Source organism: Gordonia sp. LMA167 (assembly GCF_058130025.1).
In genome coordinates, this window is the sequence record NZ_CM176708.1 from 2,964,474 (window position 1) to 2,981,588 (window position 17,115).

The window sequence follows — 17,115 nt, forward strand, 5'->3', positions numbered from 1 at the left end:
CTGCTGGAGCGACTCGACTCGGTGGGAGGCCGCAGGGCGGCGGAGGCCCGTTTCGTCGATCGGTGTGTCGTGATGGCACGCGAGGTCGGGGAACAGTGGCTTGGGCCGTCGGAGTCCCAGGCCGATCGCCGGTTGCGCGCCGAGCTTGATAACCTCAGAGCGGCAAGAGATTTCGCGCTAATTGAATCCGACATCGATGTCCTCGTGCAACTTACGGCATCACTCGGGCTCTTCGCCATATGGCGCAACATCAGGGAACTGTGGTCGTGGGCTGTCGAGCTCGCCGATGATCCGGACCTGGTCGGGCATCCCGGGCACGTCAAGGTCCTTTCCGCGGCCGCTGAGGCGGCGCGCCTGATCGGTGAGTTCGACCTTGCGGTCGACCTGGGCACGCGTGCGATCCGAGTACACGGCGACAACGCGGGTGGGAGCGTGGTGGCCCAGGCGCATGCCGCGATCGGCGCTGTCGCGCATTTCCGCGGTCAGTACCGCCTCGCCGCCGAGCACTGGATGCGCAGCGCGACCGAAGATCCGAGAATCGGCTCGGCCTATGTCGCCTCCGCGGCACTGTCGTCGTCGTACGACGGCGACCACGCGCGCGCGGCCACGTTGCTCGCGGATGCTCGAGCACGGCTCGGTGCGTCCGCCGGGCCCTCGCAGTACGCATTCCTCGATTACGTGCAGGGCGAACTCGTCGCCGCCCGAGATCCGTCCACCGCCCTCGCTCTGTACCGACGCGCGGTCCATACCGCGGAAACGGTCGGTGCGAGCTTCGTGGCCGGTATCGCGCGAGTCGGTGTCGCGGCATCGGTGGCCAGAGTCGGTGACCGGCCCACAGCGGCAGGGGCGTTCGCGTATCTGTTCGGCGTATGGCGGGAGTCCGGGCAACTCACACAACTGTGGACCACCGCGCGCAATGCCGCCGACCTGCTCGAATCGGCGGGCCGCGGGCAGACCGCCCTGCTTCTCCTCGCCTGCGCCGGCCGCGATCCTGCCGCCCCGCTCGGCGAACCTTCGGCGACAGGTGACGATGTGTCGGTGACCGACGTGGACCAGGCCGTCGCGGTGATGGGAACGGAGGCGGTGCTCGACCGCGCGGCCGCGGAACTTCGCGATATCGCTGCGGACACGACACTCGATGAGATGTGAGTGCGCTTCTGCACGCATCTGTACGACCCGACGCGGATACTCGGATCATGATGCTGAACTCGGCTGCGATCGAAGACGCCACCAACGCGCTGTCCGGCGTGATGCGCCGCACCCCGATGGTCGCGTCCCGGGTGCTGTCCGAACGCATCGGCTGCGATGTCTGGCTCAAGTGCGAGAACCTGCAGCGCACCGGGTCGTTCAAGCCGAGGGGCGCGTACTTGCGGATCTCGCGGCTGAGCGCAGAGGAACGCGCCCGCGGTGTCGTCGCGGCCAGCGCCGGCAACCATGCGCAGGGCGTCGCGTGGTCGGCGAAGGAGCTGGGTATCTCGGCGCGGGTCTACATGCCCACCGGCGCTTCTCTGCCGAAGGTTGCTGCGACGAAATCCTATGGTGCCGAGGTGATCCTGGAAGGATCGACCGTCGACGAGGCGTTGGTCTCCGCGAAGCGGTACGCCGACGAGACCGGCGCGGTGTTGATTCATCCGTTCGACCACCCCGACATCGTCGCCGGGCAGGCGACCGTCGGCGTGGAGATCCTCACCCAGATGCCTGATGTCGATGCGATCGTCGTACCGACCGGCGGCGGCGGGCTGCTGGCCGGGATCGCCGCCGCGGTCAAGGCCCGGCGGCCCGAGGTCACCATCGTCGGGGTGCAGGCGGCACAGGCGGCCGCGTGGCCGGGTTCGCTGGCCGAAGGACATCCGGTGGCCCTACCGTCGATGAACACCATGGCGGACGGGATCGCGGTCGCCAAGCCCGGCGATGTCCCCTTCGCGCACGTCAGCGAGCTGGTGGACTCGATCGTCACGGTCAGCGAAGAGGCGATCAGTACCGCCCTGCTCCTGATGCTGGAACGGGCCAAGCTCGTGGTCGAGCCGGCCGGGGCCGCCGGTGTCGCCGCGGTGGCAGCCGGTGATCTCGAGTTGTCCGGCAAGGTGTGCGTCGTGGTGTCGGGCGGCAACATCGACCCGCTGCTGCTGAGTCATGTGACGACCCACGGGCTCACCGCCGCGGGACGGTTCCTGACCGTGACGGCGACCGTATCGGATCGTCCGGGCGGCCTGATCGCCGTACTCGAGCTGCTGCGCGACAACGGAGCCAGTGTCGTCGACGTCGTCCACTCTCGCGTCGCCGACGATCTGTATCTCGACGAGGTGGCGGTGACGGTCAGTGTCGAGACCCGCGGACCCGAGCACCAACGCGAGGTGCGCCGCGCGTTGTCGGAGGCGGGCTTCCTGCGGGAGTAGCGTCGAGAGAACCCCGATTCGCGCCGACGGAACCCCGAATCGCGCCGACGGAGGGGATCGGGTCGTTGCTGGTGCGACGCGGGGTGGGGTGAGCTGATGGCCGCCGCTGAAATCCGCCCTCGAGCGGGCCGACGTCGGCGATGCGCCGACAGCACCCCGCTGACGGGTGGTTTTCCGTTGGAGGCGTTCGGCTCTGCGGTCGGCGCGAAACCGGTTCCGTCGCCCTGCTCAGGTCTGTGGCGACAGCTTCGCGAAATGCCGGATCGTGTCCGTTTCGACGGTCTTGAACACGGTTGCGGCTGTCGGACCGGAGAACGCGGTGACCGCTTTCGCCGACGTCGACAACTCCATGGCGAACGACCAGACGAGCCGGCAGCCGACGTCGGCGGGCTGTACCTCGGTCAACTCGCCGAACCTCTTCAGGCCCGGCGTGTTCGCCGACACCGCGTGGAAGGCATTGCGATAGTTGCCCGTCGCCGCATCCTCGTCCCACACGAAGAAGGTTTCGGACACATTGGCGAAACCCGGGCCGAGTGTTGCCTGTCGCATGGTGCCGACACCGTACGGCGGATCAGAGGTGAACTCGATGGATTTGATTGCGCGACACCAGTCGAGCGTGTTCTGCCGGGTGAGCTCGGCCCATGCCCGCTGCGGTGTCACCGGCAGATTCACATCCATGCGATACGTCACCGGTGCGGTGTCGAAGAAGCCGAGGTCGATGGACTCGAGAGCGTAGCTGCGCGCCATGCGTTCATTCATACACGTCCGCATCGGATCGGCGAGGTCGTCTGGCGCTAATCTGGCGGGGTGTCTGCGTCCGCCAGCGTTACGGTGATCGGGTTGCTGGGACCCGTTGCCGTCGGCGAGGGCCGTGGCGAGCCGGATGAACTGGTTCCCGTGCCCGGCATCCGCGCGCGTCGGTTGCTCGTATCACTCGCTCTGGCCGACGGTCGTACCCGGTCCGCGGAGCGACTCATCGACGACGTCTGGGGTGAGGAACCGCCCCGGTCCCCGATGTCGGCATTGCACACCCAGATCTCGCGGCTTCGTCCGCTCGTCGGCCCCGGCCGGTTGGAAGGAGTGGCCAACGGCTACCGCCTCGTCGGCTGCCGAACCGACATCGAGATCGTCGCCGACCTGATCGACGGACCCGACGTCGACGGACTGGACCGGGCGGCGCGGTGGTGGCGCGGCATTCCCGGGGACGATCTCGGTGACGACGGCGATCACGGTCTCGACCTCGACGTGCGCGGCCGCGCGGACCGGCTGCGTGACACGCTCGACCAACGTCGCGTCGGTGCGGCACTCGCATCGGGGGACTTCACCACCGCCCGTGTGATCGCCGACAAGCGATGCCGTGCAGACCCGTTGGACGAATCGGCGCACGTGGACCTGATGCGCGCGTACGCGGGCGAAGGGCGCGTCGCGGAGGCGCTGGCGGTGTTCGCACGTCTGCGACGCTCCCTGTCCGAACAGCTCGGTGCCGATCCGGGCCCGCAGACGATCGCTCTCAACGCCGAACTGCTCTCGGCTCGATCGATTCCGGCCGACACGACGCACCGACGGACCGACGAGCCACCGGGGAGACCCAAGCGCGGCCGGACCGTCGGACTGATGGTCGAGGCCTCCGACCTCATCGGCCGCGATGACGACATCGCGGCGATCGTCGCGCTCTTCGACAGCCATCGCCTCGTCACCATCCAGGGAACGGGTGGAATCGGGAAGACCAGGGTGGCCCATCGTGTCGGCGACGAGTTCGCCTCGGCCGGCCGGCCGGTCTTCTACGTACCGCTCGCACCGATCCGCAACGACGACGACGTCGTCGGGGCGATCGCGGCGGCACTCGGTGTGGGCGAGACCGACATCGGTGGCGGTGGCCGTCCGAGACTGGCCGTCGGTGATCTCGCCGACCGGCTCGTCGATGCGGTGCGCGGACAGCACGCGGTGATCATCCTCGACAACTGCGAACAGGTCATCGAAAGGTGTGCGCAGGTCGCCGCCGATCTGCTGGCCGCCGAACCGCAGTTGTCGATCCTCACCACGAGCCGATCACCACTGCTGCTCGCCGCCGAACGGATCTATCTGCTTCCGGTTCTCGACGTGGGGGTGGGGGGATCGGCGGTCGAGTTGTTCGAGCGTCGTGCGCGCGCCATCCGGCCCGACGCCCGGATGGTGCGTGAGGAGGTTGCCACCCTGTGTCGCCACCTCGACGGCCTGCCGCTGGCGATCGAGCTGGCCGCGGCGCGCATCCGCACGATGACCGTGGCCGAGATCTCCGCGCGACTGCGGGAGAGGTTTGCGCTGTTACGTGGCACGGACCGGACGGCACCCGATCGGCATCGAACTCTCTATGCGGTCATCGAGTGGAGCTGGGACCTGCTGACTCCGGAGGCGCAGGCCGCGATGCGGCGACTGTGTCGTTTCCCGGCCGGATTCACCGCCGACGCCGCAGCCGCTGTGGTCGGTCAGCAGGGCTTGCTCCTCGACGATGTCCTCGAGGCCCTGGTGAACCAATCGCTGCTCACCGTCGTCGAGACGGAGACGCACATCCGCTATCGAATGCTGGAAATGGTCCGCGAGTTCGGTGAAGGGAAACTGGTCGGCGCCGATGGTGGCGAATCCGAAGTCGGCGAGTCCGATGCGGTGGATCGCGCGATGGCGCGGTGGGCGCGCGACTTCGCCGACACCGCGGTGGCGCGGTACGGACTCGCCGTCGACGACCGGCTCTTCGCCTGGATCGCCGCCGACGTCGACAATCTCGTCTGGGTGCTGCGCCGCTGTGTCGCCGGGGCGGCGGAGCCCCGACATCCGGAGGCCGTCGACACGATCATCTCGGTGTTCCCCGTGCTCGCCGGGTTCTGGATGGCCCGCGGACTGCACGGTGAGGTGATGTCGTGGGGGTCGCGCCTGCTGAGTGCGCTGCCGAAACCGCCGACCGATCTCGACGACGCGATGCGTCGGCGCTGGCAATTCACCGTGCTCGCCTGCATGGCCCACCTGATCCTGCGCAAGGAACTCCGCGGCGTGGCCACCGGGCGGTTCTACATCAGGCGGCTCCATCGACCCGATCAGACCTACGTCGAGCCGACCGATCTCATCTCCGCGTGTGCGCTGAGTCAGAGTCCGCTGGCGGCGATGCGCTTCGTCGCCCGCGGCGCACGCGTGGCCGATGAGCAGGTGCGCACCGCGGCACTGTCGATCCGCATGAATGCGCGGGAGAACTTCGGGAACCTCGACCACGCACTGTCCGACGGTCTCGCGCTCAGCGAGATCGCGAGCAGGCAGCACAACACGTGGATGTCGGCGATGACACAGGTGACCATCGGCAGTCTCTACGGTCAGCAGGGGCGATGGCAGACGGCGGTCGGCTACTACCGCAAGGGTATCGAGAATCTGAGGAGGCTCGGCGCGCGCGACGACGAGCTGCAGACCAGGGGCTACCTGGTCGCCACGCTCGTGGCGCTCGGGCGGCTCGACGAGGCCGCAAGGGAACTCGACGTGGTCGCCGACGGCTGGGAGCCGGGTGATCCCGACCCGCAGGGCAACCCCGAGGTCATCGGGGCGATGATGATCAGCTACGCCGAACTGGAGTTCGCGCGCGGCCGAGTCGAACGGTCGGCGGAGTTGTTCTGGCGGGCAGCGCGTCTCATCAAGACCGATCATCCGTTGGGCGCCCAGGACCCGGGGATGGTCATGCTCGTCAGCACATCGGTTGCCGGGCTGGTCCGGGTCGGCGCGACCGAGCGGGCGAGCGAGTTCATCGCACTGCTGGCAACCGGGATCAACGAGACGTTCGGAGCGATCGGTTGGCACGATCAGCCACAGGCGGGATCGATGGCGATGGCCGCGGGATATCTGCTCTGCGAGTCGGATTCGGATGGGACCGACGGTCCGCGTCTGTTGGCGGTGTCCCGGCGGCTCGGCGCGCGACAGGATTACCCGGCCCTGCATTTCGTGTATTCGAACATGGCCGAGATCTCCGGACTCTCACCCACACAGTGGGAATCGCTGATGGCACAGACACAGACGATGTCGCGGCGCCAGGCGGTGGACGAAGTCCGGACCCTCCTGGCGCCGCGACGCGCCGTGCGGTGACCCCGGGCGCGGTCACGCGCCCGTCGACACCGTCACATCATGTGTTCCGCATGTAGGCACGCACGGCCAGCGGCGCAAAGATCGCGGTGATCACCGCAGCGCCGACGAGGGCCCAGAGCACGTGGATGCCGGCGTGACCGGTACCCGTCAGTTCGCGGACCGCGGTCACGATATGGCTGACCGGGTTGATCTTCACGAAGGCCTGCAGCCAGCCTGGCATCGTGTCGACCGGGACGAACGCGTTGGACATGAAGGTGAGCGGGAACAAGATCAGCATCGAGACACCCTGGACCGCTGAAGCTTTGCTCATCAGGCAGCCCATGAGGGCGAAGATCCACGAGACCGCGAAGCTGCACACGATGATCAGAGCGGCGGCGCCGATCGTGCCCCAGGCGTCCGGTCGCCACCCCATGATCAGGCCCATCACGATGGTCAGTGTGGTGGCGATGAAGTAGCGGATCATATCCGCGAGCAAAGCTCCGGCGAGCGGACTGATCCGTGCGATCGGCAGCGACCGGAAGCGGTCGAAGACACCTTTGTCCATGTCTTCGCGCAACTGGGTGCCGGTGACGATGGACGTTGTGATCACGGTCTGCACCATGATGCCCGGGATGATCACCGGCAGGTACGCCGACACATTGCCGCTGATGGCGCCACCGAAGATGTAGGTGAACATCAGGGTGAAGATGATCGGCTGGATCGTGACGTCGAAGAGCTGTTCGGGGTTGTGCCGGATCTTCAGGATGCCGCGGTAGGCCATCGAGAAGGACTGGCGGATGGTCTCGGTCAGGCTGACCGACGTCTTCGCCTCCGGCCGAGCCGATTTCGTGGTGATGGCGGACGCGGGCGCGCCGCGGTCGATGGTGGTGGTCATCACGCCGCCTCCTCTTCTGCTGCCGGCTTGCCGGTGATGGTCAGGAACACCTCGTCGAGGCTGGGTTTCTGCACGTTGATCTCGTCGATGGTGATGTCGTGCTCGCGCAACGCGATCAGGACATCCGGGACCAGGTCGGGCTTGTGGAGACCGACCGTCACGCGGGCGGCTTCCGGGCTGAGTGTCGCGGTCTCACCGAGCACGGCTTCGACGATCTCGCAGACCCTCGGTGCCTTCGTGCGGTCGACCGGGACGAGTTGCAGGGTGCTCGAGCCGACCGACTGCTTGAGTTCGTCGCCGGTGCCGTCGGCGATCACCACACCGTGGTCGATGACGGCGATCCGGTCGGCGAGCTGGTCGGCCTCATCGAGGTACTGGGTGGTCAGCAGGACCGTCGATCCCTGCTTGACCAGATTGCGGATGGTGTTCCACATCTGGGCGCGGGTGCGCGGATCGAGACCGGTCGTCGGCTCGTCGAGGAACAGCAGCGGGGGAGTGTCGATCAAGCTGGCGGCGAGGTCGAGACGCCGGCGCATACCGCCGGAGAAGTTCTTCAGCGGACGGTTGGCGGCCTCGGTCAGGGAGAACTCCTCGAGCAGTTCGTCGGCCCGGGCCCGCGCGGCAGGCCGGGAGATGCCCAGCAATCGTGCGAACAGGACCAGATTCTGTGACGCCGTCAGGTCCTCGTCGACCGAGGCGTATTGCCCGGTGACCCCGACCAGGGAACGCACGGCAACGGAGTCCTCGACGACGTCATAGCCGAAGACCTTCGCTTCGCCGGCATCCGGCCGCAACAGGGTGGCGAGCATGCTCACCGTGGTCGTCTTCCCGGCCCCGTTCGGGCCGAGCACGCCGTACACCGAGCCCGTCGGGACGGCCAGATCCACGCCGTTGACGGCGCGGGTCGATCCGAAATGTTTGACCAGCCCGTGCGCTTCGATCGCCAGGCCGGTCGAGATGGTGGTTGTCATGCCGATGACCATGCCCGGCGCTGCTGTCGTGGGCCTTGCAGCCACTTGCGTGGTGGTTACGGCAGTCCGACGACCGCTGACATCGACTGGCGCACGCGCTCACTCCGGTAGGCGATGAAGGCGAGCCCGAACAAGAGCATCGGGATCAGCAGGTAGCCGAATCGGCCGACCGGGGCGAGCAGGAAGAAGCAGGTGAAACCGACCCCGGCGAAGGTGGCTGCGGACGCGAAGGTGCTGGGCGGTCGCCGGATTACGGACACCGCCAGCAAGACCGCGCAGGTGGCCAGGAGAACCATGTCGGCGTTGTGCCCCGCCGGACCGAAGGATGCCAGCAGGACGCCCGGCATCGGGCTGCGCGCCGGTGTCGGGACGGCGCCGTGACCGGTGGGGAACTCGAGGACCTGGGCGATCGTGTCGGAGATCGAGAGCATGGCGGGCAGGATGAAGATCGCCGACGCGGCGGCGAAGACGACGACGAATCGTGCGGTGACGGCCCGGCCGTACCGGGTGATCAGCAACGCGATGACGATCGGGATGCACAGCAGCGCGACCCATTTGATGGCGAATGCGGCGGCCAGACACGCCGCGCCGAGTGCGGGACGTCGGGTCGCCGCCAGCGCGAGTCCGAGCAGCAGGAACCCGGCGAGAGGGAGATCCACGCCACTGGCACACATTTCCAGGGCGATGGTCGGGGACGCGATCATCAGGACGGCCACATGAGCCGACCATCGGGAATGCGCTTTGAGCAGCCGAATGGATCCCGCGATGCCACCGATGGCGATGGCCGCACACCAGATCCGTGGATCACCGACGACGTCCCAGGCACTCTCCGGATCGATACCGGCCTTGCTCAGCAGCGCGCCCGGGAGACCGAAGACGGCCATCATCGGCAGATACGGGTTGATGTCGGTGACCGACGAGGCGTGGTGTACATACGGAATCCCGCTGGACAACAGCAGATCACCGGATCGGGAGATCACCCCGACCTCGTCCTGAATCTGATGGTGTCCGGTCAGAAGTGTGACAAAGGGCACGATCAGCGCACCGGTCACGGCTGCGATACGCGCCAGTCGAGCACGTCGAGCATGCGCGGGCAGCGGCGTCACCGAGATCGCCGCGGCCAGGCAATAGCCGATGGCTGCCGAATGTGCCCAGGCGATGTGGGCGTCCAGACCTGAAAGCGCGAACAGGACATAGGCTCCCGCACCGAACGCCAGATACGTGACCGCCTCGAGTCGGTGGCGTCCGAGACGCCGAAGAACCGGTACATGCTGTGCACGGATTCCTGTATCGGTTGCGCTCTCGCCGGCCGCGGTGCCGTCCGGCACCACCCCGTGGCGCGTAATGTTCTCGACCACGTGAACCCCCAGGGTCTACTCTGGAGTAACTCTTAGTTGTACATATCAACCACTGTTGTTGGTTGCATGTTAACCGGCGGGGAGGCGATGGCCACAACGGCGCAGGAGGAAGCGCGCACTCAGGAGTGGGTGGCGGCCCAGAGGTGGCTGCGCCTTCGGCTCTGGCTCTCGCGCGTCGGCGGATACCTGGCACAACCGCGGTGGTGGCTGGAGATCGCCCTCGTGTGGGGGATCTACCAGGCCTACACCTACGTTCGGAATCTCGGTGGGAAGGACGTCGAACCGGCCTTCGCCAACGGCACGGCCATCACCGATATCGAGAAGACGCTACACATCGAGATCGAACCGGCGGTCAATCAATGGGTGCACGAGCACCCATTCGTCGCCGATCTTTGTGCGCTGCACTATCACACGCTGCACTGGTGGGTGACGATCGGAGCCGCGGTGTGGCTGTACTGGACGAATCGACCGGGATATCGTCGCGCGTCGCTGGTCTTGGCGCTCACCACGCTGATCGCCCTCGCGGGCTTCTATCTGATCCCGACCGCGCCGCCACGGATGTACCCGGGCTACGTCGACATCATGGCGCAGACCTCGACCTGGGGATGGTGGGAGTCATCCGGATCGCCGGGGCCGGAGTCGATGACCAACCAATTTGCCGCGATGCCGTCGCTGCACTGCGGATGGGCGATCTGGGCGGGACTGGCGATCGCCATCTATGCCCGCCGGACCTGGGTGCGGGTGCTCGGCGTGATCTACCCGATGACCACAGTTTTCGTCGTCGTCGGCACGGCCAACCACTATCTGCTCGACATCGTGGCGATCATCGCCGTGATCGCGGTCGCGATGGCGATTGTCTACGCGCCGTGGCGTCAGGCGGCAGAGGCGGTGCGTCGCACCGTGGTGCCGTCCGGGAGATCCGCGGCGTAACGGATCACCGCACTGACCTGCCCCAGCCTGCGCTCCACGAGCACGATCGCCTCCGCGAGTTGATCCGGGTCGTCGACGTCGGCGACCAGCGCGACCGTGTGCCCGTTGTTGCCGAGCATGAACGGCACGACGGCGGAGTACTGGCTGCTGACGACACCCAAGGGGATGTCGGCGTGGAACAGCGCGCGGGCGTGGTCGAGGACGGCCGGGTCGTCGTCGAGGACCACCAGTGCAACGGTGGGTGTTGATGTGTTCTTTCTCATGATCCAAGGATGATGCCGCAGGTTGGGGACGATCTTGAGCATGGCTGTGGGTTGCCTGTGGATGCTTCGGAGGGCTGTGGACGAAGATCCTGAGGTGTCGTCGAACCGCTCTAACGTTCGCTGCATGGGACGACGAAACAGGAAACCCGAACAGCTCTGGGCGCCGCAGAACGTGGTGCGCATCAGAGCGGAACTCGCTCGTGGCTACCACAACGCCATCGTGGCGCAGACACGATCCATACATCGGTACGAAACGAATCTGGATCAGATCGCGCCGATCCTCGACGAGGGTGTGCTGCAGGATGTGCGACCTGACCTCCACATGGAATTGGAGGAGGACCAGGAGGCGTGGGCCGATCAACTCACCCGACTGCGCAGTGAGCGGGCGTATGCGAGGATCGCGGCGGCCGTGCTGAGGACTTTCACCCCGATGTGGCTGCCACCCCCGTCGATCTCCGCGGTGCGGTCGACACCGGTCGATCCCCGGGACACCACACAAGCGGCGGGACTCGGAAACGCGGGCTTTGCGCTCTTCTCTGAGCCGGTCGACCGGATCACCGAACGAGTGTGTCTGTTCGACCCGACGCCGACGGCCATCGGGATCGACGGCATTCTGTGGTGGTCACTCGGCGACGATCCGTCGGATGGCAGCAGCGACTCGGACGACGACGTCGCGCCCCTGCGCCCGGAAGCAACGGTCATGCACATTCTGACGCGGAGTCGCTCGACATCACTCATCCCACAGCTCAACCCGTGGTACGAGTCGACACTCACCGATGTGACGTCGATCGTGGTACCCCGTCGGAGCGACGCCACTGTGCCCGAGCAGGAGGAGCTCGGTCCGGTCGTGACCTTCATGCAACGGCTCGGCGCCGCACAGAGATCGGCGGCGCTTCGACTCGACGAGCTCACGTTGCCCCCGGGCAAGCAGAGCTACGAGCGGTCGGGCTGGGAAGCTCTGCCACCGCTGCGCTCGCTCAATGTCATCGCGGCCGCGTGATCGCCTCTCGGACCGGCCCGCCACGCAAAACTCCCACAAACACGCAACGCATCGCGTGTTTGTGGGAGTTGAACGGGTTTCTTGCTGAGATCAGCCGTGATACGGCTCGGCGCTGACCAGCGTCACCTTGACGAGCGCGCCACTGGGCACGCTGTACTCGCGGGTCTCGCCGACCTTGGCGTCGATCAATGCGGCGCCCAGCGGAGAGCTCGGCGAGTAGGTCTCGATGGACCCGCCCTTCGCGCTCTCTTCGCGGGTCGCGATCAGGAAGGTCTCGGTGTCGCTCTCGTCACCGTCGTAATAGACCTTGACCACCGAACCGGGCAGTGCCACGCCCGACTGGGTCGGGGCCTCACCGACCTTGGCATTGTTCAGCAGCTCCTGGAGCTGGCGGATGCGCGCTTCCTGCTGGCCCTGCTCTTCGCGGGCTGCGTGGTAGCCGCCGTTCTCCTTGAGGTCGCCTTCTTCGCGACGCTCGTTGATCTCCGCAGCAATGACCGGTCGGTTGGCGATCAGCGAGTCCAGTTCGCCCTTGAGGCGGTCATGCGACTCCTGCGTCAGCCACGTCACCTGTGTGTCGGTCATCGGTTACTCCTTTGTGTCGTCCGCGCCCACGCGCAGTCTTCACCTGGGCATATGGACTGCTCTAAATGCAGCAACACGACCCCTCGCGGAGCCGTGTATCAAACGAGGATACCAGCCGCTGAGAGCTAAAGCACATCCGATCGTTGTTCGGCAACCTCTCGGAGTGCCTCCTGGTAGGTGGGCTCACGCTTTTTCAGCCGGCCCACGACCAGATACGTCACCGGCATGATGATGATCTCCACCAACGTCTTCCACACGAATCCGACTGCGGTGTAGTTGATGAAATCACCCCAGGTGGAAATGCCCAGGGCAGACGCTGCAATCGAACAGAAGACCAGGGTGTCGGCGGACTCGCCGACCACGGTCGATCCGATCAGGCGAGCCCACAGACGTCGCTCGCCGGCGCGCTCCTTCATCTTGACCAGTACGAACGAATTCAGGAACTCGCCGGCGAGGTATCCCGCAAGGCCTGCCAACAGGAACTGGGGCACCACCCCGGCCACCGTTCGGAAGGCCTCCTGGCCCTCGTAGAACTCGGCGGCCGGCAATTCGATGGTCAGCCAGAAGCAGATCGAGGCGATCAACAGCACGACGAATCCGGCGAGGATCGCACGGCGCATCGCCCGGAAGCCGTAGACCTCGCTGATCACGTCGCCGAGTACATAGGCCAGCGGGAACAGGTAGAACGCACCGTCGGTGACGAGTCCGTCCATCTGGATGGGCCCCAGCGAGAGGTGTAGCCAGTTCTCGAACAGGGTCACGCCCTTGGTGCCGGTGATGTTGCTGATCAGCATCACGCCGACGAACAGCGCGATCAGATACGCGTAGTTCGGGCTGGACACGGTCGCGAAGACCGCTCGATCACGGACCTTCTGCGTCACGGTGTCGAGGTGGTCAGATAGGCGGGGACGTCCGTGGTGCAGCCGAAGACCTCGCCGATGACCGGTGGCTTCGAGGTCGCCACCTCGGTGCGCATCCCGACCTGGGTCTGGGTGCCGCCGGGGATGAGGATCTCGCGCCGGCCCGTCTCGTCGCCATCCAGCGACCGTCCGCGAACGACACAGGCCACGGTCTTCGCCGGGTCACTTCGGGTGACCGTGAACTGCACCGCAACGGTCGACGGATTGAGGATCTCGTAGCCCGTTGCCTCGCCGGAGACATCCGGTGTGGCGAACTTCGTGTAGCCCAGCCAGGCGATCCCGATTCCGGCCACGACGACCAGCACCGACATCGCGATGAACCAGCCGCGGCGGCTCGACGCGGACTGGGTGCTCGGATACGTGGCCCGGGGTCCGCTTCGGGGCTGATCGGTGGCTTCGCTGTGCGGCCGATCGTCACCGTTGCCGGTGCCCCCGACTGAACTGTTCACGCGTCAATACCTACCATGGGAGGAGTATCGATCCGAAGGTGAGGAAGCGTGACCGAATCTCACACTGGTGGACCCCACGCCGGTCTTCGTCTGATGGCGGTGCATGCCCACCCGGACGACGAGTCGAGCAAGGGTGCCGCGACGACCGCCAAATACGCGGCAGAAGGCCATCATGTGCTTGTTGTCACGCTCACCGGGGGTGAGCGCGGAGACATACTGAATCCCGCGATGGATCGTCCCGGCATCAAGGAGCGGATGAGCGAGGTCCGCAAGGAGGAGATGGCCGCCGCCGCGGCCGCGCTCGGCGTGGACCAGATGTGGCTCGGCTTCGTCGACTCGGGTCTTCCCGAAGGCGACCCCCTCCCGCCCGTCCCGGAGGGTTCGTTCGCCGCAATCGACATCGAGGGGCCGATCGAAGCGCTCGTCCGCGTCGTTCGCCAGTTCCGGCCGCACGTGATGGTGACCTATGACGAGCGCGGAGGCTATCCCCACCCGGACCACATCCGCGATCACGAGGTCTCGATCGCCGCATTCGAGCGAGCCGGCGATCCCGACGCCTACCCGGGAACCGGCGAACCGTGGTCGGTGTCGAAGCTGTATTACACGCACGGATTCATCCGCGACCGGATGATGTTGTTCTCGGACGAGTTCGAGCGAAACGGGCAGGAGAGCCCGTTCAAGGAGTGGCTGAGCAAGTGGGACCCGAGCCGCGGGGACCTCATGGGCCGGGTGACCACCCAGGTCGAGTGTGCGAAGTACTTCCCGAATCGCGACGACGCCTTGCGTGCGCACGCGACCCAGATCGATCCGAACGGGGTGTTCTTCGCCGTTCCGCTCGAGTGGCAGCAGCGACTGTGGCCGACGGAGGAGTTCGAACTCGCGCAGACGCGTGTGAAGACATCGATTCCGGAAACCGATCTGTTCGCCGGAATTGAGGAACCATGAACCCGATGAACCTGGCCGCCGGCCTCCAGATACTCGCCGCGCAGGAGCCCGAGGGGCCGGAGTTCGGCAAGGCGTCGCCGCTGGGTCTGCTCATCATCATCGTGTTGCTGGTGGCGACGGCGTTCCTGATCAGGTCGATGAACAAGCGGTTGAAGAAACTGCCCAAGAACTTCGACACCGATCATCCGCAAGCGGATCAGGAGTTCGACGACGGTACCGACACCGTCGACCCCGAAGACGACGCCACCGCCGAAGCCACTGATGAGGTGCAGGCCGATGAACGAAAGTCCGCCGGGACCTGACCCGGCCGCGCGCGGTGCGCAGAGCCGTGCCCGCAACATGCTCGGCGATTCGACGAGTCCCTACCTGCGTCAACATGCCGACAATCCGGTGCACTGGCAGGAATGGGGAGCGGCCGCGATGGCGGATGCCGCGCGCCGCGATGTCCCGATCCTGCTGTCGGTCGGCTATGCCGCCTGCCACTGGTGCCATGTCATGGCCCACGAATCGTTCTCCGACGATGCCACCGCGGCACAGATGAACCGCGACTTCGTCTGCGTGAAGGTCGACCGCGAGGAACGACCGGACATCGACTCCATCTACATGAATGCGACCGTCGCGATGACGGGCCAGGGCGGTTGGCCGATGACGTGTTTCCTGACACCCACCGGGCAACCGTTCTACTGCGGAACCTACTTTCCGTCCGCACCGCGCGGCGGCATGCCGTCATTCGCCCAGATAATGACCGCGGTGACCGAGGCCTTTGTGCACCGCCGCGAGGAGATCGATGCGATGGGAATCCAGGTGCGCGAGCATGTGGAGGCCAACGCAGCCGCGCTGCCGAAGGCCGACGTGCCGGTCGACGCTCGGTTGCTCGCACACGCGGTCTCGACGGCCCTCGGCGACGAGGACCGCGAGGCCGGAGGCTTCGGAGGCGCTCCCAAGTTCCCGCCGTCGGCATTGCTCGAGGCGCTTATCCGGTCCTCCGAACACACCGGCGACTCGCAGGGTCTGGACGCCGCGGTCCGGACCGGTGCGGCGATGGCCCGTGGCGGCATCTACGACCAACTCGCCGGTGGCTTCGCGCGCTATTCGGTCGACAACGACTGGGTGGTACCGCATTTCGAGAAGATGCTGTACGACAACGCACAGTTGTTGCGGGTCTACGCGCATCTCGCACGACGGACCGGGGATCGTCTGGCGCATCGGATCACCGAGGAGACCGTCGAATTCCTGCGCCGTGACCTGCTGACGGCCGGAGGGTTCGCATCCTCGCTGGATGCCGACGCCGCCGGCGTCGAAGGCTCGACCTACGTGTGGACTCCCACCGAACTCGCCGACGTTCTCGGGGTAGACGACGGACGCTGGGCGGCAGGCCTTTTCGGAGTCACCGACGGTGGGACCTTCGAGCACGGCTCGTCAACTCTGCAATTGCCCACCGATCCCGATGACCTGGGCCGATTCGACGCGGTGCGAAGCACGTTGCTCGCGGCGCGGGCACGCCGCCCGCAACCCGCTCGCGACGACAAGGTGGTCACCGGCTGGAACGCGATGACCGTCACCGCACTGGTCGAGGCGGGCGTTGGTCTCTCGCGACCGGAGTGGATCCGACTCGGCGCGTGGTGCGCGCGGGAGCTCGTCGACCATCACATCGTCGATGGGCGACTGCGCCGCTCCTCGCTGGGCGGCTCGGTCGGACTCGCCGCGGCAGCGCTCGACGATCATGCAGCCCTCGTCACTGCACTGTTGACGTTGCACCAGGCGACCGGCGACACCAGGTGGCGGGACGAGGCCCTGGCGCTCCTCGACTCCGCCATCGACCTGTTCGCCGATCCCGTGGAGGCCGGTGCATGGTACGACGCCGCCGATGGCGAGTTGATCACTCGCCCGCGCGATCCCGTCGACGGAGCCACGCCGTCGGGTGCCTCGCTGATGGCCGAGGCGCTGCTGGGTGCCTCCGCATTAGCCCGATTCGGCCCGGCGACGCGCTATGCCGAACTGCTCGACCACACGCTCGACCGCTGCGCGGTGCTGCTCGCAAAAGTGCCGCGGTCGGCGGGGCATTGGATGTCCGTGGCGTTCGCACGGGTGTCGGGTCCGCTGCAGATCGCGATCGCCCAGGAGCCGGGAAGTTCGGGGGAACTGGCCGGCCGAGCGTTCGCCGTCGCACCGGGCGGGACGATCGTGGTTGCCGGGAAAAGGGATTCGCTACCGCTCCTGGACGGACGCGGCCCGGTCGACGGCGCAGACGCCGCCTACGTCTGTCGCGGTACGGTGTGCGCGTTGCCGGTCACCGACGGTGACGCACTCGCCGCACAGCTCGGCTGAT

Annotated in this window: 15 protein-coding genes; 7 read left to right on the top strand and 8 right to left on the bottom strand. The window is 66.5% G+C overall.

Annotated elements, in window-relative coordinates:
• Window positions 1–1,196: 1,196 nt before the first annotated feature.
• Window positions 1,197–2,396, top strand: coding sequence for a threonine ammonia-lyase (gene ilvA, locus ACVT6V_RS13385; protein WP_489900243.1), 1,200 nt, complete (start codon window positions 1,197–1,199; stop codon window positions 2,394–2,396).
• 228 nt (window positions 2,397–2,624) lie between these two features.
• Here the strand turns inward: ilvA and ACVT6V_RS13390 are convergent, their stop codons facing one another.
• Window positions 2,625–3,143 carry an SRPBCC family protein gene (locus ACVT6V_RS13390; protein ID WP_489900244.1) on the bottom strand — a complete coding sequence of 173 codons (519 nt, stop codon included), beginning with the start codon at window positions 3,141–3,143 and terminating at the stop codon, window positions 2,625–2,627.
• A 60-nt stretch (window positions 3,144–3,203) separates the two neighbouring features.
• On the opposite strand from ACVT6V_RS13390, the gene ACVT6V_RS13395 reads away from it, so the two are divergent.
• Window positions 3,204–6,491: an AfsR/SARP family transcriptional regulator gene (locus ACVT6V_RS13395; protein ID WP_489900245.1), complete on the top strand. Its 3,288-nt coding sequence runs from the start codon at window positions 3,204–3,206 to the stop codon at window positions 6,489–6,491.
• 37 nt (window positions 6,492–6,528) lie between these two features.
• Here the strand turns inward: ACVT6V_RS13395 and ACVT6V_RS13400 are convergent, their stop codons facing one another.
• Genes ACVT6V_RS13400 through ACVT6V_RS13410 form a run of 3 tightly spaced genes read right to left on the bottom strand, consistent with a single transcriptional unit; the run spans window position 6,529 to window position 9,694 of the window.
• A complete protein-coding gene (locus ACVT6V_RS13400) occupies window positions 6,529–7,365 on the bottom strand; it encodes an ABC transporter permease (RefSeq protein ID WP_489900246.1) in 837 nt (278 codons plus the stop codon).
• Entirely contained in the window at window positions 7,365–8,336 is a 972-nt protein-coding gene (locus ACVT6V_RS13405) for an ATP-binding cassette domain-containing protein (RefSeq protein WP_489900247.1), read from the bottom strand. Before ACVT6V_RS13405 ends, ACVT6V_RS13400 begins: the two co-directional genes overlap by 1 nt.
• A gap of 56 nt (window positions 8,337–8,392) precedes the next feature.
• Window positions 8,393–9,694, bottom strand: coding sequence for a hypothetical protein (locus ACVT6V_RS13410; protein WP_489900248.1), 1,302 nt, complete (start codon window positions 9,692–9,694; stop codon window positions 8,393–8,395).
• Between the two features lie 87 nt (window positions 9,695–9,781).
• Between ACVT6V_RS13410 and ACVT6V_RS13415 the strand changes: the two genes are divergently transcribed.
• On the top strand, window positions 9,782–10,624 hold the full coding sequence (locus tag ACVT6V_RS13415) for a phosphatase PAP2 family protein (RefSeq protein WP_489900250.1): 843 nt from the start codon (window positions 9,782–9,784) through the stop codon (window positions 10,622–10,624).
• On the opposite strand, the gene ACVT6V_RS13420 is transcribed toward ACVT6V_RS13415, so the two are convergent.
• Window positions 10,567–10,887: a hypothetical protein gene (locus ACVT6V_RS13420; protein ID WP_489900251.1), complete on the bottom strand. Its 321-nt coding sequence runs from the start codon at window positions 10,885–10,887 to the stop codon at window positions 10,567–10,569. The two genes, ACVT6V_RS13415 and ACVT6V_RS13420, sit on opposite strands and share 58 nt — an antisense overlap.
• A gap of 124 nt (window positions 10,888–11,011) precedes the next feature.
• On the opposite strand from ACVT6V_RS13420, the gene ACVT6V_RS13425 reads away from it, so the two are divergent.
• Window positions 11,012–11,887, top strand: a complete 876-nt coding sequence (locus ACVT6V_RS13425; protein WP_489900252.1) for a hypothetical protein — start codon at window positions 11,012–11,014, stop codon at window positions 11,885–11,887.
• Between the two features lie 90 nt (window positions 11,888–11,977).
• On the opposite strand, the gene greA is transcribed toward ACVT6V_RS13425, so the two are convergent.
• The 3 genes from greA to ACVT6V_RS13440 form a co-directional block, all read right to left on the bottom strand.
• Window positions 11,978–12,472, bottom strand: a complete 495-nt coding sequence (gene greA / locus ACVT6V_RS13430) for a transcription elongation factor GreA (RefSeq protein ID WP_489900253.1) — start codon at window positions 12,470–12,472, stop codon at window positions 11,978–11,980.
• Window positions 12,473–12,597: 125 nt separating this feature from the next.
• Entirely contained in the window at window positions 12,598–13,353 is a 756-nt protein-coding gene (locus ACVT6V_RS13435) for a queuosine precursor transporter (protein ID WP_489900254.1), read from the bottom strand.
• The gene (locus ACVT6V_RS13440; protein WP_489900255.1) at window positions 13,350–13,841 is read right to left on the bottom strand and encodes a DUF4307 domain-containing protein; all 492 of its coding nucleotides are present in this window, start codon (window positions 13,839–13,841) and stop codon (window positions 13,350–13,352) included. Before ACVT6V_RS13440 ends, ACVT6V_RS13435 begins: the two co-directional genes overlap by 4 nt.
• Before the next feature lie 48 nt (window positions 13,842–13,889).
• Between ACVT6V_RS13440 and mca the strand changes: the two genes are divergently transcribed.
• The 3 genes from mca to ACVT6V_RS13455 are packed head-to-tail and all read left to right on the top strand — an operon-like array spanning window position 13,890 to window position 17,114.
• The gene (mca, locus tag ACVT6V_RS13445) at window positions 13,890–14,786 is read left to right on the top strand and encodes a mycothiol conjugate amidase Mca (RefSeq protein ID WP_489900256.1); all 897 of its coding nucleotides are present in this window, start codon (window positions 13,890–13,892) and stop codon (window positions 14,784–14,786) included.
• On the top strand, window positions 14,783–15,088 hold the full coding sequence (locus ACVT6V_RS13450) for a hypothetical protein (RefSeq protein ID WP_489900257.1): 306 nt from the start codon (window positions 14,783–14,785) through the stop codon (window positions 15,086–15,088). Before mca ends, ACVT6V_RS13450 begins: the two co-directional genes overlap by 4 nt.
• 37 nt (window positions 15,089–15,125) lie before the next feature.
• Window positions 15,126–17,114 (top strand): thioredoxin domain-containing protein, encoded by a 1,989-nt coding sequence (locus tag ACVT6V_RS13455; protein WP_489900803.1) that lies wholly within the window; start codon window positions 15,126–15,128, stop codon window positions 17,112–17,114.
• Window position 17,115: the final 1 nt, after the last annotated feature.

Excerpts from the sequence above, each read along its gene's own strand:
- ACVT6V_RS13390 (WP_489900244.1), bottom strand. The coding sequence starts at position 3,143 with ATGGCGCGCAGCTACGCTCTCGAGTCCATCGACCTCGGCTTCTTCGAC.
- ilvA (WP_489900243.1), top strand. The coding sequence starts at position 1,197 with ATGATGCTGAACTCGGCTGCGATCGAAGACGCCACCAACGCGCTGTCC.
- ACVT6V_RS13450 (WP_489900257.1), top strand. The coding sequence starts at position 14,783 with ATGAACCCGATGAACCTGGCCGCCGGCCTCCAGATACTCGCCGCGCAG.
- ACVT6V_RS13420 (WP_489900251.1), bottom strand. The coding sequence starts at position 10,887 with ATGAGAAAGAACACATCAACACCCACCGTTGCACTGGTGGTCCTCGAC.
- ACVT6V_RS13425 (WP_489900252.1), top strand. The coding sequence starts at position 11,012 with ATGGGACGACGAAACAGGAAACCCGAACAGCTCTGGGCGCCGCAGAAC.
- ACVT6V_RS13400 (WP_489900246.1), bottom strand. The coding sequence starts at position 7,365 with ATGACCACCACCATCGACCGCGGCGCGCCCGCGTCCGCCATCACCACG.
- ACVT6V_RS13455 (WP_489900803.1), top strand. The coding sequence starts at position 15,126 with ATGCTCGGCGATTCGACGAGTCCCTACCTGCGTCAACATGCCGACAAT.
- ACVT6V_RS13405 (WP_489900247.1), bottom strand. The coding sequence starts at position 8,336 with ATGACAACCACCATCTCGACCGGCCTGGCGATCGAAGCGCACGGGCTG.
- ACVT6V_RS13415 (WP_489900250.1), top strand. The coding sequence starts at position 9,782 with ATGGCCACAACGGCGCAGGAGGAAGCGCGCACTCAGGAGTGGGTGGCG.
- greA (WP_489900253.1), bottom strand. The coding sequence starts at position 12,472 with ATGACCGACACACAGGTGACGTGGCTGACGCAGGAGTCGCATGACCGC.